7 protein-coding genes are annotated in these 12,420 nt (G+C 65.7%); 6 read left to right on the top strand and 1 reads right to left on the bottom strand.

Going from position 1 to position 12,420, the window contains the following annotated elements; translation table 11 throughout:
• Positions 1–3 precede the first annotated feature (3 nt).
• From lexA to uvrA, 6 genes are all read left to right on the top strand, one after another.
• Positions 4–621 (top strand): transcriptional repressor LexA, encoded by a 618-nt coding sequence (gene lexA / locus TU75_RS14940; protein WP_032870096.1) that lies wholly within the window; start codon positions 4–6, stop codon positions 619–621.
• A complete protein-coding gene (gene imuA / locus TU75_RS14935) occupies positions 621–1,235 on the top strand; it encodes a translesion DNA synthesis-associated protein ImuA (protein WP_060549351.1) in 615 nt (204 codons plus the stop codon). Before lexA ends, imuA begins: the two co-directional genes overlap by 1 nt.
• A gap of 7 nt (positions 1,236–1,242) precedes the next feature.
• Positions 1,243–2,658 carry a Y-family DNA polymerase gene (locus tag TU75_RS14930; RefSeq protein ID WP_060549350.1) on the top strand — a complete coding sequence of 472 codons (1,416 nt, stop codon included), beginning with the start codon at positions 1,243–1,245 and terminating at the stop codon, positions 2,656–2,658.
• Positions 2,634–5,726: an error-prone DNA polymerase gene (locus TU75_RS14925; RefSeq protein ID WP_197676835.1), complete on the top strand. Its 3,093-nt coding sequence runs from the start codon at positions 2,634–2,636 to the stop codon at positions 5,724–5,726. The genes TU75_RS14930 and TU75_RS14925 overlap by 25 nt, the downstream gene beginning before the upstream one ends.
• A 106-nt stretch (positions 5,727–5,832) precedes the next feature.
• Positions 5,833–7,545 (top strand): ATP-binding protein, encoded by a 1,713-nt coding sequence (locus TU75_RS14920; RefSeq protein ID WP_060549348.1) that lies wholly within the window; start codon positions 5,833–5,835, stop codon positions 7,543–7,545.
• Positions 7,542–10,061 carry an excinuclease ABC subunit UvrA gene (uvrA, locus tag TU75_RS14915; protein ID WP_060549347.1) on the top strand — a complete coding sequence of 840 codons (2,520 nt, stop codon included), beginning with the start codon at positions 7,542–7,544 and terminating at the stop codon, positions 10,059–10,061. Before TU75_RS14920 ends, uvrA begins: the two co-directional genes overlap by 4 nt.
• A gap of 274 nt (positions 10,062–10,335) precedes the next feature.
• On the opposite strand, the gene tkt is transcribed toward uvrA, so the two are convergent.
• Positions 10,336–12,390, bottom strand: coding sequence for a transketolase (tkt, locus tag TU75_RS14910; protein ID WP_060549346.1), 2,055 nt, complete (start codon positions 12,388–12,390; stop codon positions 10,336–10,338).
• Positions 12,391–12,420 lie beyond the last annotated feature (30 nt).

Genomic DNA, 12,420 nt, shown 5'->3' with positions numbered 1-12,420 from the left:
CAAATGTACTCCATGACGACTCTAACCCCCCGCCGCACCGCCATCCTGACCTTTATCCGCGATCGCATCGCGCAGCAAGGGCAGTCTCCCAGCCTCGCCGAGATCGCCGAGGCGTTCGGTTTTGCCTCGCGCAGCGTGGCACGCAAGCATGTGCTGGCCCTGACCGAGGCCGGTTTTATCGAGGTCAACCCCAACCAGGCTCGCGGTATTCGGCTGCTCAACCAGCCGTCGCGGCCCGACTGGCTGGATGTGCCGGTGCTCGGTCGCGTTGCCGCCGGGCTGCCCATTGGTGCCGATGCCGAGGTGCACAGCCGCCTGCAACTGGACCCGGCCACGTTCGCCAAAACTCCGGATTACCTGCTGCGGGTGCAGGGCGATTCGATGATCGAAGACGGCATTCTCGACGGTGACCTCGTGGGTGTGCGCCGCAGTGCAGAGGCCGTAAACGGGCAGATCGTGGTGGCGCGCCTGGATGGCGAAGTCACCATCAAGCGGTTCGAGCGCCATGGCGACAGCGTGCGTCTGCTGCCGCGCAACCCGGCGTATCAGCCCATCGTGGTGGGGCCCGACCAGGACCTGGCCATCGAAGGCGTATTCTGCGGCCTGGTGAGGCAGGGTTGATGGGCGCCGTCATTGCGCTGGACACGCTGTTCAATGGCGGCCGCGTGTGGAAAGGCCGGCCCGCCGCGCCACCGGCCAGCGTGCACCCCACGGGGCTGGCGGCGCTGGATGCGGTGTTGCCCAGCGGTGGCTGGCCGGAGTCAGCCCTCAGCGAAATCCTGATGGCCAAGGAGGGCGTGGGCGAATTGCAACTGGTGCTGCCGACCCTGGCGCGTCTGTCGGCGGCGGGGGAGCGCATCGTGCTGGTGGCGCCGCCCTACACGCCGTATGCCCATGCCTGGCACAACGCCGGGGTGGACCTGCGCCAGCTCGCCGTCATCCAGGCCGAGGAGCGCGACGCGCTGTGGGCGGCGGAACAGTGCCTGCGTTCTGGCAGTTGCGGTGCTGTGCTGTGCTGGCCGCGCAAGGCCGATGACCGCGCCTTGCGTCGCCTGCAGGTGGCGGCGGAAACCGGGCAGACCCTGGCATTCGCCTGGCGCGCATTGGGCGAGGCGGTCAATGCGTCGCCGGCGGCCCTGCGCCTGGCGATCGAGACGCGGCCTGCGCAGGTGCGTGTGCTCAAGTGTCGGGGCGGGCTGGCCCACCCGGCGCCGATCGCGCTGGCCGGGCACTGAGGTTGCCATGCGCTGGGTGTGTATTGTCTTCCCGCAATTGGCGCTGGACGGGGTGCAGCGTCTGCATCCCGAGCCGGACCAACCCCTGGTGCTGCTGGCGGGCACGCCGCAGCGACGCGTCGTGCAAACGGCCAATGCCGCCGCGCGCGCCTTGGGCTTGCGCCCCGGCCAGTCGCTGACGGCCGCCCATGCGCTCAGCAAAACCTTTGCCAGCGCCGAGTATGACCCAGCCCAAATTGAACACTGGCAACAGTTTCTCGCGGCCTGGGCCTACCGCTTCAGCTCCCAGGTCAGTGTGTTTTACCCGCGCGCGCTGTTGTTCGAGATCGAGTCGAGCCTGGGGCTGTTTGGGCCCTGGCCGCAGTTCGAGGCGCGCCTGCGCAAAGAGCTCACCGAACTGGGGTTTCGCCACCGCATCGTCGCCGCCCCCAACCCGGCGGCGGCGCGGGTGCTGGCGAACCTCTACGATGGCCTGGCCGTGGCCGACGACAGCGCCTTGCTGCACGCCCTGGCGCCGCTGCCCGTCGACCGCGCAGGCCTCAACCCGCAGGTCGCCACCGCCTTGGCGCGCATGGGCCTGCGCACGCTGGCCCAGGTACAGGCGCTGCCCCGGCATACCCTGGCGCGGCGGTTTGAAGCCGGGCTGCTGCAGCACCTGGATACCTTGAGCGGGCAACGGCCACTGGCCCTGGCTTTCTATCAGCCGCCGGACCAGTTCGATGCGCGCATCGAGTTGAATTTTGACGTGCACTCCCACCAGGCGCTGCTGTTTCCCTTGCGCCGTTTAACCGGCGATCTATCGGCCTTCCTCTGCGGCCGCGACAGCGGTGTGCAACGGTTCGACCTGCACCTGGAACACGCCCAGGCGCCGGACAGCGTGATCAAGGTCGGCCTGCTCAGCGCCGAGCGCGAACCGGCGATGCTGTTCGAACTGGCCCGCGGGCGGCTTGAGCAGGTGCAGGTCACCGCGCCGGTACGCGGCTTTCGCCTGGTGGCCGAGGACCTGCCGTTGTTCGTACCGCAACGCCAGGACCTGTTTGACGACCGCCCGCAACAAACCCTGCCGTGGGAGCAACTGCGCGAACGCCTGCGCGCGCGCCTGGGGGATGAGGCGGTGCAGGGCCTGCGTTTTCATGCCGATCACCGCCCCGAATGTGCCTGGCAGGCGGCGGTCGACAAACACCCTTGCCCAACCCTGAACAAGGTGCAACGCCCTGGCTGGCTGCTGCGCGAGCCGACCCTGCTGGCCGAGCAGGGGGTGCAGATCCTGATGGGCCCGGAACGCATCGAATCCGGCTGGTGGGACGGCGCCGATATTCGCCGCGACTACTATCTGATCCAGACCCGTGCCGGTCAGCAAGGTTGGGCCTATCGCAGCGTGGGGCAAAGCGACGGACTATGGCTGCAAGGCTGGTTTTCATGAACTACGCCGAACTGCACTGCCTGTCCAACTTCAGCTTCCAGCGCGGCGCCTCCAGTGCGCTGGAGTTGTTCGAGCGCGCCAAACAGCAGGGCTACCGCGCGCTGGCGATCACCGATGAATGCACCTTGTCGGGTATCGTGCGGGCGTGGCAGGCGGCGAAGGCGGTGGAAGTGCCGCTGATCATCGGCAGCGAGATGCGCATCGAAAACGGCCCGAAACTGGTGTTGCTGGTGCAGGACCTCAACGGTTACCAGCACCTGTGCCGCCTGATCACCCTGGCCCGGCGACGCGCCGAAAAGGGCCGCTATCGGCTGCTGCGGGAGGACTTCGACACACCGTTTTCCGGCCTGCTGGCGCTGTGGGTGGCCGAAGATGGCAATACCCAAACCGATATCCAATGGCTGCGCCGCACCTTCGCCGACTGTCTGTGGCTGGCGGTGCACCTGCACTGCGGCCAGGACGATGCGCGCCATCTGGAGCAGCGCCTGCAGCTGGCCGCCCGCCTGCACCTCCCGGCGGTGGCCTGCGGCGATGTGCACATGCATGCACGCGGTCGCCGCGCCCTGCAAGACACCATGACCGCCATCCGCCATCACGTGCCGGTGGCCGAAGCCGGCACGCGCCTGCACCCCAATGGCGAACGCCACCTGCGCAGCCTCGACGCACTCGCCGCGCTGTACCCCCAGGCCTTGCTCGATGAAACCCTGGCCATCGCCCGGCGCTGCACCTTCGACCTCGACCAGTTGCGCTACCACTACCCGCGCGAGCTGGTGCCCGACGGCCACAGCGCCAAAAGCTGGCTGCGTACCCTCACCGAAGAAGGCATCGCCCGGCGCTGGCCCCTGGGTGTCGCTCCCAACACCTTGCAGCAGATCCACACGGAGCTGGAGCTGATCAGCGAGTTGGGCTACGAAAGTTACTTCCTCACGGTGCACGACATCGTGCGGTTCGCCCGCAGCCGTTCGATCCTGTGCCAGGGGCGCGGTTCGGCGGCCAATTCGGCGGTGTGTTTTGCCCTGGGCATCACCGAGATCGACCCGAGCCTGACCCGCCTGCTGTTCGAGCGCTTCCTGTCCAGGGAGCGCAACGAACCGCCGGACATTGACGTCGACTTCGAACACGAACGCCGCGAAGAGGTATTGCAGTATGTGTTCCAGCGCTATGGGCGTACCCGCGCGGCGTTGACGGCGGTGGTCAGCAGTTACCACGCGGCCGGCGCGGTGCGCGACGTGGCCAAGGCCCTGGGCTTGCCAGCCGATCAGATCAACGCGCTGGCCGAATGCTGCGGGCGCTGGAGTGATGATGCGCCACCGCTGGCGCGCCTGCGTGAAAGCGGCTTCGACCCGGACAGCCCGATCCTGCGCCGGGTGCTCACGCTGACCCAACAGTTGATCGGCTTCCCCCGGCACCTGTCCCAGCACCCCGGCGGCTTCGTGATTTCCGAACACCCGCTGGACACCCTGGTGCCGGTGGAAAACGCGGCGATGGCCGAGCGCACCATCATCCAGTGGGACAAGGACGACCTCGACGCCGTGGGCCTGCTCAAGGTGGATATCCTCGCCCTGGGCATGCTCAGCGCGATCCGCCGCTGCTTCGACCTGCTGCGCCGCCACCGCAACCTGGACCTGACGCTGGCGTCGATCCCCAAGGAAGACCCGGCCACCTACGCGATGATCAGCAAGGCCGACACCATTGGCGTGTTCCAAATCGAGTCGCGGGCGCAGATGTCGATGTTGCCCAGGCTCAAGCCGCAGGCGTTTTACGACCTGGTGATCGAAGTCGCCATTGTGCGGCCCGGGCCGATTCAGGGCGGCATGGTGCATCCGTATCTGCGTCGGCGTAATAAAGAAGAGCCCACCACCTATCCATCGCCTGCATTAAAAGAGGTACTGGAGCGCACCCTGGGCATCCCGCTGTTTCAGGAACAGGTGATGCAGATCGCCATGGTCGCCGCCGACTACAGCCCCGGCGAGGCCGACCAGTTGCGCCGATCCATGGCCGCCTGGAAACGCCATGGCGGGCTGGAGCCCCATCAGGCGCGCCTGCGCACCGGCATGATGAAGAACGGCTACACCGAAGCCTTTGCCGCGCAGATCTTCGAGCAGATCAAGGGTTTTGGCAGCTATGGTTTTCCCGAGTCTCACGCCGCCAGCTTTGCCTTGCTGACCTACGCCAGTTGCTGGCTCAAGTGCCATGAACCGGCGGCGTTCGCCTGTGCGCTGATCAACAGCTGGCCCATGGGTTTCTACAGCCCGGACCAGATCCTGCAGGACGCACGCCGTCATCGCCTGCAGATCCGGCCGGTGGACGTGCTGGCCAGTGACTGGGATTGCAGCCTGGAGCCCATCGACGGCCAGCAACCGGCGATTCGCCTGGGGCTGCGCATGATCGCGGGGTTTCGCGAAGACGACGCGCGGCGCATCGAGGCCGCGCGTGGGCGCCGGGTGTTCGGCGACATTGCCGATCTCGATGAGCGGGCCGGGCTGGATACGCGCGCTCAGGCCCTGCTGGCCGATGCCGGTGCCTTGCGCGCGCTGGCCGGCAACCGGCACCAGGCACGCTGGGACGTGGCCGGGGTGCATAAACAGCTGGGGCTGTTTGCCGGCCTGCCCAGCGCCGACGAAACCCCGGTGGCGTTGCCCGCGCCCACGTTGGGCGAAGACCTGCACGCCGACTACGCCACCCTCGGCACCACGCTCGGCCCGCACCCGCTGGCCTTGTTGCGCGGGGAGCTGCGCAAGCGGCGTTGTCGCAGTTCCCGGGAGCTGGCGACGGTGGAGCATGGGCGCAATGTCAGCGTGGCGGGGCTGGTCACGGGTCGGCAACGGCCCGGTACTGCCAGCGGCGTGACCTTCGTCACCCTGGAAGATGAATTCGGTAACCTCAACGTGGTGGTCTGGCGCGACCTGGCCGAACGCCAACGCCAGGCCCTGGTGGGTTCGCGACTGCTCAAGGTGGACGGGCGCTGGGAGACGGTGGGCGAGGTGCGCCACCTTATCGCCGGCCGTCTTACCGACCTGACGCCATTGCTGGACGGCATCCATGTGCGCAGCCGGGATTTCCATTAAAGCCGTTGATTGCACGGTGTTTGCGCCCTAAATAAGTCCGGATGAAACCATCTACACCTGGCATGCTCCAAACGTTGCGAACGTTCTCTTTGTGCAGAGCCCCATCATGCAATTTTTATCCAATCCACATGACTGTGAAGGCTGGGCCGGTGAAATGGCCCAACGCATTCGCGCGTTCGACTGGTCGAACACCGACCTGGGGCCGCTAGACGAATGGTCCACCAGCCTGGCCTGCACGGTGCAGATGATGCTCGCATCCCCGGTGCCGATGGTGATGCTGTGGGGGCGGGCGGGTTACATGATCTATAACGACAGCTATTCGGTGTTCGCCGGCGGGCGCCATCCCTACCTGCTGGGCACACCGGTGGAGCAGGGCTGGCCGGAAGTGGCCGAGTTCAACCGGCATGTGGTGGACACCTGCCTGGCCGGCGGCACGCTGTCGTTCAACAACAAGGAACTGGTGCTGTCGCGTAACGGCCAGCCTGAAACCCTGTGGCTGGACCTTTACTACAGCCCGGTCGCCGGCGACAACCAGCAACCGGCCGGGGTGCTGGCGATTGTGGTGGAGACCACCGAACTGGTGAAGTCCGAGCGAGTGCGGCAGGAACTCACCCACAACCTGGAGCAGCGCGTTGCCGCCGAAGTGCAGGCGCGTTCTGCTGCCGAGGAGCAGTTGCGCCAGTCGCAGAAGCTCGAAGCCATCGGCGGCCTGACCGGCGGCGTGGCCCACGACTTCAATAACCTTTTGCAAGTGATCGCCGGCAACCTGCACCTGCTGGCCCGGCATGAGCCGGATAACCCCCAGGTGCAGCGCCGCGTCAATGCGGCCATTGCCGCTGTGGACCGGGGCGCCAAGCTGTCTTCGCAATTGCTCGCGTTTGCCCGGCGCCAGCCGCTGTCACCGGCGGTGTACAACCCTTTGCGCATTTATGAAAACCTCGGCGAGCTGTTACAGCGTGCGCTGGGTGAAACCATCCATATCGATGTGCAGCTGCCGCGCGACCCGTGGCGCATTCACGTCGACCGCAATCAGCTGGAAAATGCCCTGCTCAACCTGGCGATCAACGCGCGGGACGCCATGAAAGGCGAGGGCGTGATTCGCATCAGCGGCGAAAATATCATCCTCAACCCCAATGATTGCGTGGGCAAAAGCATCTGCCCCGGTGAATACGTGCGCCTGTCGGTGAGTGACAACGGGGTGGGCATGTCACCGGCGATCCAGGCCAAGGTGTTCGAACCGTTCTTCACCACCAAGCGCGACGGCCACGGCACCGGCCTGGGTTTGAGCATGGTGTTCGGCTTTGTGCGCCAAAGCGGCGGGCATGTCGACGTGTGCAGCGCCGAAGGCCAGGGCACCGTGGTGCAGCTGTATTTCCCGCGCAGCCTTGGCGAGGAATGCCAGGAGTCGTCGGACGAACCCGTGGAGCCCATCGGCGGCCAGGAAACCATCCTGGTGGTCGAGGATAACGAAGGCGTGCGCCTCACCGTGGTGGAAGTGCTCGAACAGTCAGGCTACACGGTGCTCACCGCCGACGACGGTGACCAGGCCATGCAAAAACTGCAAACCGGCCTGCAACCGGAGCTGATCTTTACCGACGTGGTGATGCCAGGCCGGGTCAGAAGTACCGACCTGGCCGACTGGGCGCGCCGGCAACAGCCGCCCGTGCCGGTGCTGTTTACCTCCGGCCACACCCGCGACATCCTCTCCAGCAACCACCTGCTGAGCCCCGACATTCATCTGCTGAGCAAGCCCTACAGCCCCGAAGCCCTGACGCTACGGGTGCGCAGCATGCTTACTGCACGACAAGGTTGCCAATGACTTCACAGCGCACCATCCCTCCGATTTCCGCCCAACGCCCAGGTTTTGTCCGGGTGCGCGGCGCCCGTGAACACAACCTGCGCAATGTCGATGTGGATATTCCACGGGATGCCCTGGTGGTGTTTACCGGCGTGTCGGGTTCCGGCAAATCGTCGCTGGCGTTTTCCACGGTGTATGCCGAGGCCCAGCGCCGTTATTTCGAGTCGGTGGCGCCTTATGCGCGGCGCCTGATCGATCAGGTCGGCGTGCCGGACGTGGATTCCATCGAGGGTCTGCCGCCGGCGGTGGCTCTGCAACAGCAGCGCGGCACGCCGAGCGCGCGTTCCTCGGTGGGCAGTGTGACCACCTTGTCGAGCCTGATCCGCATGCTGTATTCGCGCGCCGGCAGCTACCCGCCGGGCCAGGCGATGCTGTATGCCGAGGACTTTTCGCCGAACCTGCCTCAGGGCGCCTGCCCGGAGTGCCATGGGCTGGGTCGCGTGTATGAGGTGACCGAGGCGTTGATGGTGCCCGATCCTTCATTGACGATCCGTCAGCGTGCGGTGGCTGCCTGGCCGCTGGCGTGGCAGGGCCAGAACCTGCGCGACATCCTCGTGACCCTGGGTTATGACGTCGACATCCCCTGGCGCGACCTGCCGAAAAAGCAGCGCGACTGGATCCTCTTCACCGAAGAAACCCCGACGGTGCCGGTGTACGCCGGCTTCACCCCGGCGCAGGCGCGTGATGCGTTGAAGCGCAAGCTCGAGCCGAGCTATCAGGGCACTTTCAGCGGTGCGCGGCGCTACATCCTGCACACCTTCAGTCACACCCAAAGCGCGCTGATGAAAAAGCGCGTGTCGCAGTTCATGCAGGGCAGCGCCTGCCCGGTGTGCGAGGGCAAGCGCCTGACCCAGGCGGCGCTGTCGGTGAAGTTTGCCGGCGTGGATATTGGCGAGTTGTCGCAGCTGTCTCTTTCACAACTGGCCGAGCTGTTGCGCCAGGTGGCGGCGGGGCAGGACCGCATGCAGCTGTCGGTGGAGAAACGCCTCGCCGCGCAACGCATCGCCCAGGACCTGCTCGAACGCGTCAGCACCTTGATCGACCTGGGCCTGGGCTACCTGTCTCTGGAGCGCAGTACGCCGACCCTGTCGTCCGGCGAGTTGCAGCGCTTGCGCCTGGCCACGCAATTGGGTTCGCAGCTGTTCGGCGTGATCTATGTGCTGGACGAGCCCTCGGCGGGTTTGCACCCGGCTGATGGCGAGGCGCTGTTCACTGCCCTTGAGCGCCTCAAAGCCGCCGGCAATTCGCTGTTTGTGGTGGAGCACGACCTGGAAACCATGCGCCGCGCCGACTGGCTGATCGATGTGGGCCCGGCCGCCGGTGAGCATGGCGGGCAAGTGCTGTACAGCGGCCCGCCGGCCGGGTTGGCGGACGTGCAGGCCTCGCAGACCCGCGCCTACCTGTTTGCTGAAGGGCAGGCGTTGAATCCTGCGCGGCGCGAACCCGCCGGGTGGTTGAAACTGGAAGGCGTGACGCGCAACAACCTCAATGACTTGAAGGTGGATTTCCCGCTGGGGTGTTTCACGGCGGTGACCGGTATTTCCGGCTCGGGCAAATCCAGCCTGGTCAGCCAGGCGCTGCTGGACCTGGTAGGCAGCGGCCTCGGCAGCCGGGTGGTCAATGACGAAGAACCCAGCCTGGAGGACGACGCCCCGCAAACCAGCGGCGGACACATCCGCTCCGGGCTCGAACATATCCGTCGGCTGGTGCAGGTGGACCAGAAACCCATCGGCCGCACCCCGCGTTCCAATCTGGCGACGTACACCGGGCTGTTCGACAACGTGCGCAAACTGTTTGCCGCCACGCCGGCAGCCATCAAGCGCGGCTATGATGCCGGGCAGTTCTCGTTCAACGTCGCCAAGGGCCGTTGCCCGCAGTGCGAGGGTGAAGGTTTTGTCAGCGTTGAGTTGCTGTTCATGCCCAGCGTGTACGCGCCATGCCCGACCTGCCATGGCGCGCGCTACAACCCCGAGACCCTGGCGATCAAATGGCAAGGCCTGAGCATCGCCCAGGTGCTGGGGCTGACGGTGGAACAGGCGGTTGAGGTGTTCGCCGAGCAGCCCGCCGTGCTGCGTTCATTGCAGGTGCTGCGCGATATCGGTTTGGGCTATCTGCGCCTGGGTCAGCCGGCGACCGAGCTGTCCGGCGGCGAAGCGCAGCGCATCAAGCTCGCCACCGAGCTGCAACGCAATGCCAGGGGCGCGACCCTGTATGTGCTCGACGAGCCGACCACCGGCTTGCATCCACGGGACGTCGACCGCCTGCTCAGCCAGCTCAATCAACTGGTGGACGCCGGGCACACGGTGGTTGTGGTGGAGCATGAAATGCGCGTGGTGGCCCAGAGCGACTGGGTGATCGACATCGGGCCGGGGGCAGGGGACGAGGGCGGCAACGTGGTTGCCTGCGGCACGCCGCAAAAGGTCGCCAAGAGCAAGAAAAGCCGCACCGCGCCGTTTCTGGCGCGCGAGCGGGTCTAACCCTCAACCAGAATGAACGGTGGGAGGCTCCAGACTGGACCTCTGTGGCGAGCGGGCTTGCCCCGCGTTGGGGTGCGAAGCGCCCCCACTCCAGCAAAACGCGGAGTACCTGATACGGCTCAGCGCCTGGTTTTGGGGCTGCTGCGCAGCCCAACGCAGTACAAGCCTGCTCGCCACAGGGAACCTGCGCTTAACTGAACGGCATTGGGCGCAAGCCTGCTCGCCACTACTACAACAAGCCCGCTCCCACAGGGTCTCCCGTCTCACAGTTGAGTCAGTGTTGATTCAGCTGGATTTGCTGTTTGGCCTGCTTGACCACGTTTTCCACGGTGAAGCCGAACTTTTCCTGCAGTTTGGCCAGCGGTGCCGAGGCGCCGAAGCTGTTCATCACCACTTTGGCGCCGGTCTGCCCGACATAGCGGTCCCAGCCGAGCGGGCCGGCTTGTTCCACTACCACGCGGGCCTTTACCACCGGCGGCAAGACGCTGTCGCGGTAGGCCTGGTCCTGATCTTCGAACAGTTCCCAGCTGGGCATCGAGACGACCTGCGCGGCAATCCCTTCACCCTTGAGCTGTTCATACGCCGCCACCGCCAGGCTCACTTCACTGCCTGTCGCCAACAGCAGCACTTGAGGCTGCTCGGCGCCCGCCAGCACATAAGCTCCCTTGGCCGCGCCGCTGGCCGCTGCGTACTTCGTGCGGTCCAGGGTCGGCAGCGGCTGGCGCGAGAGCACCACGCAACTGGGCCGATGGGTTTGCGCCAGGGCCACCTTCCACACTTCAAGGGTTTCATTCGCATCGCCCGGGCGCAGCGTCAGCAGCCCCGGTGTGGCGCGCAGTTGGGTCAGGTGCTCGATGGGCTGGTGGGTCGGGCCGTCTTCGCCCACGCCAATAGAGTCGTGGGTAAACACGAACACCACCGGCAACTCCATGATCGCCGCCAGACGGATTGGCGGTTTCATGTAGTCGCTGAACACCAGGAACGTCGAGGTGTACGGCCGCAGGTAGGACAGCGCCATGCCGTTGGCAATCGCACCCATGGCGTGCTCGCGGATGCCGAAGTGCAGGTTGCGCCCGCTGTAGTCATCGGCGCTGAAACGCCCGGCGCCGTCGAAGGTGAGGTTGGTCTTGGTCGAGGGCGATAAATCCGCCGAACCGCCGAGTAACCAAGGAATCTGTTGGGCAAAGGCGTTCAGCACTTCGCCGCCGGCGGCGCGGCTGGCGACGCCCTTGGCGTCGGCTGCATAGTCGGGCAGTTGCGCCTGCCACTGCGCGGGCATTTCGCCGGCGCGCATGCGCTGCAGTTCATCGGCCAGGTGCGAGTCGAGGCGCGACAGGGTCTGGTTCCACTGCGCAAACAACGGCTCGGCACGTTCATGCAGCGCATCACGCAACACCGTGCGCGCTTCTTCGGGCACCAGGAAGCTGGAATCTTCCGGCCAGCCATACGCCGCCTTGGTCAGGCGAATTTCGTCGTCGCCCAGCGGCTCGCCGTGAGCTGCCGCCGTGTTGTGTTTGTGCGGCGAGCCGTAGCCGATCACGCTGTCCACCACGATCAGGGTCGGCGCGCCGGTGTTGCTCTGGAAGGCCGTCAATGCGTCGCTCAAGGCCTGCAAGTCATTGGCATCGGTGACGTGCAGCGTGTGCCAGCCGTAAGCCTGGAAGCGCTTGATCACGTCTTCGCTGAACGCCAGTTCGGTGTGGCCTTCGATGCTGATGGTGTTGTTGTCGTAGATCCAGCACAGGTTATCCAGCTTCAAGTGGCCGGCCATCGACGCGGCCTCGCTGCTGATGCCTTCCATCATGTCGCCGTCACCGCACAGGGTGTAGACGTTGTAATCGAACAGCACCTGACCGTCGCGGTTGAAGCGCTTGGCCAGCCAGCGCTCGGCCATCGCCATGCCGACGCTGTTGGCGCAGCCCTGGCCGAGCGGGCCGGTGGTGGTCTCCACGCCGGTGGTCATGCGGTACTCGGGGTGACCGGGGGTCTTGGAACTCATCTGCCGGAATTGCTTGATGTCGTCCAGGCTGATTGCCGGCTGGCCGCTGCGCTTGCCGTGGGCGTCGATCTCGACCACACCCGCCAGGTGCAACAGCGAATACAGCAGCATCGACGCATGGCCCACAGACAGTACAAAGCGGTCACGGTTGGGCCAATCCGGGTGCTCGGGGTGATAGCGCAGAAAGCGACTCCACAGCGTATACCCCACCGGCGCCAGGCCCATGGGCGTGCCCGGATGGCCGGAATTGGCCTTCTGCACGGCGTCCATGGCCAGGGTGCGGATCGTGTTGATGCATTGGGTGTCGACAGCGGTGGCAGCGTGATTCATGAACCGGTCTCCCTTGGGTGGCGATCTACA

The organism is Pseudomonas poae (genome assembly GCF_001439785.1).
Lineage (GTDB): Bacteria > Pseudomonadota > Gammaproteobacteria > Pseudomonadales > Pseudomonadaceae > Aquipseudomonas > Aquipseudomonas poae.
This window is presented reverse-complemented; position numbering and strand designations above follow the sequence as displayed.

What these genes read in the sequence shown, in the direction of transcription:
- TU75_RS14930 (WP_060549350.1), top strand. Translation starts at nt 1,243, where the DNA reads ATGCGCTGGGTGTGTATTGTCTTCCCGCAATTGGCGCTGGACGGGGTG.
- TU75_RS14920 (WP_060549348.1), top strand. Translation starts at nt 5,833, where the DNA reads ATGCAATTTTTATCCAATCCACATGACTGTGAAGGCTGGGCCGGTGAA.
- tkt (WP_060549346.1), bottom strand. Translation starts at nt 12,390, where the DNA reads ATGAATCACGCTGCCACCGCTGTCGACACCCAATGCATCAACACGATC.
- uvrA (WP_060549347.1), top strand. Translation starts at nt 7,542, where the DNA reads ATGACTTCACAGCGCACCATCCCTCCGATTTCCGCCCAACGCCCAGGT.
- TU75_RS14925 (WP_197676835.1), top strand. Translation starts at nt 2,634, where the DNA reads ATGGCTGCAAGGCTGGTTTTCATGAACTACGCCGAACTGCACTGCCTG.
- imuA (WP_060549351.1), top strand. Translation starts at nt 621, where the DNA reads ATGGGCGCCGTCATTGCGCTGGACACGCTGTTCAATGGCGGCCGCGTG.
- lexA (WP_032870096.1), top strand. Translation starts at nt 4, where the DNA reads ATGTACTCCATGACGACTCTAACCCCCCGCCGCACCGCCATCCTGACC.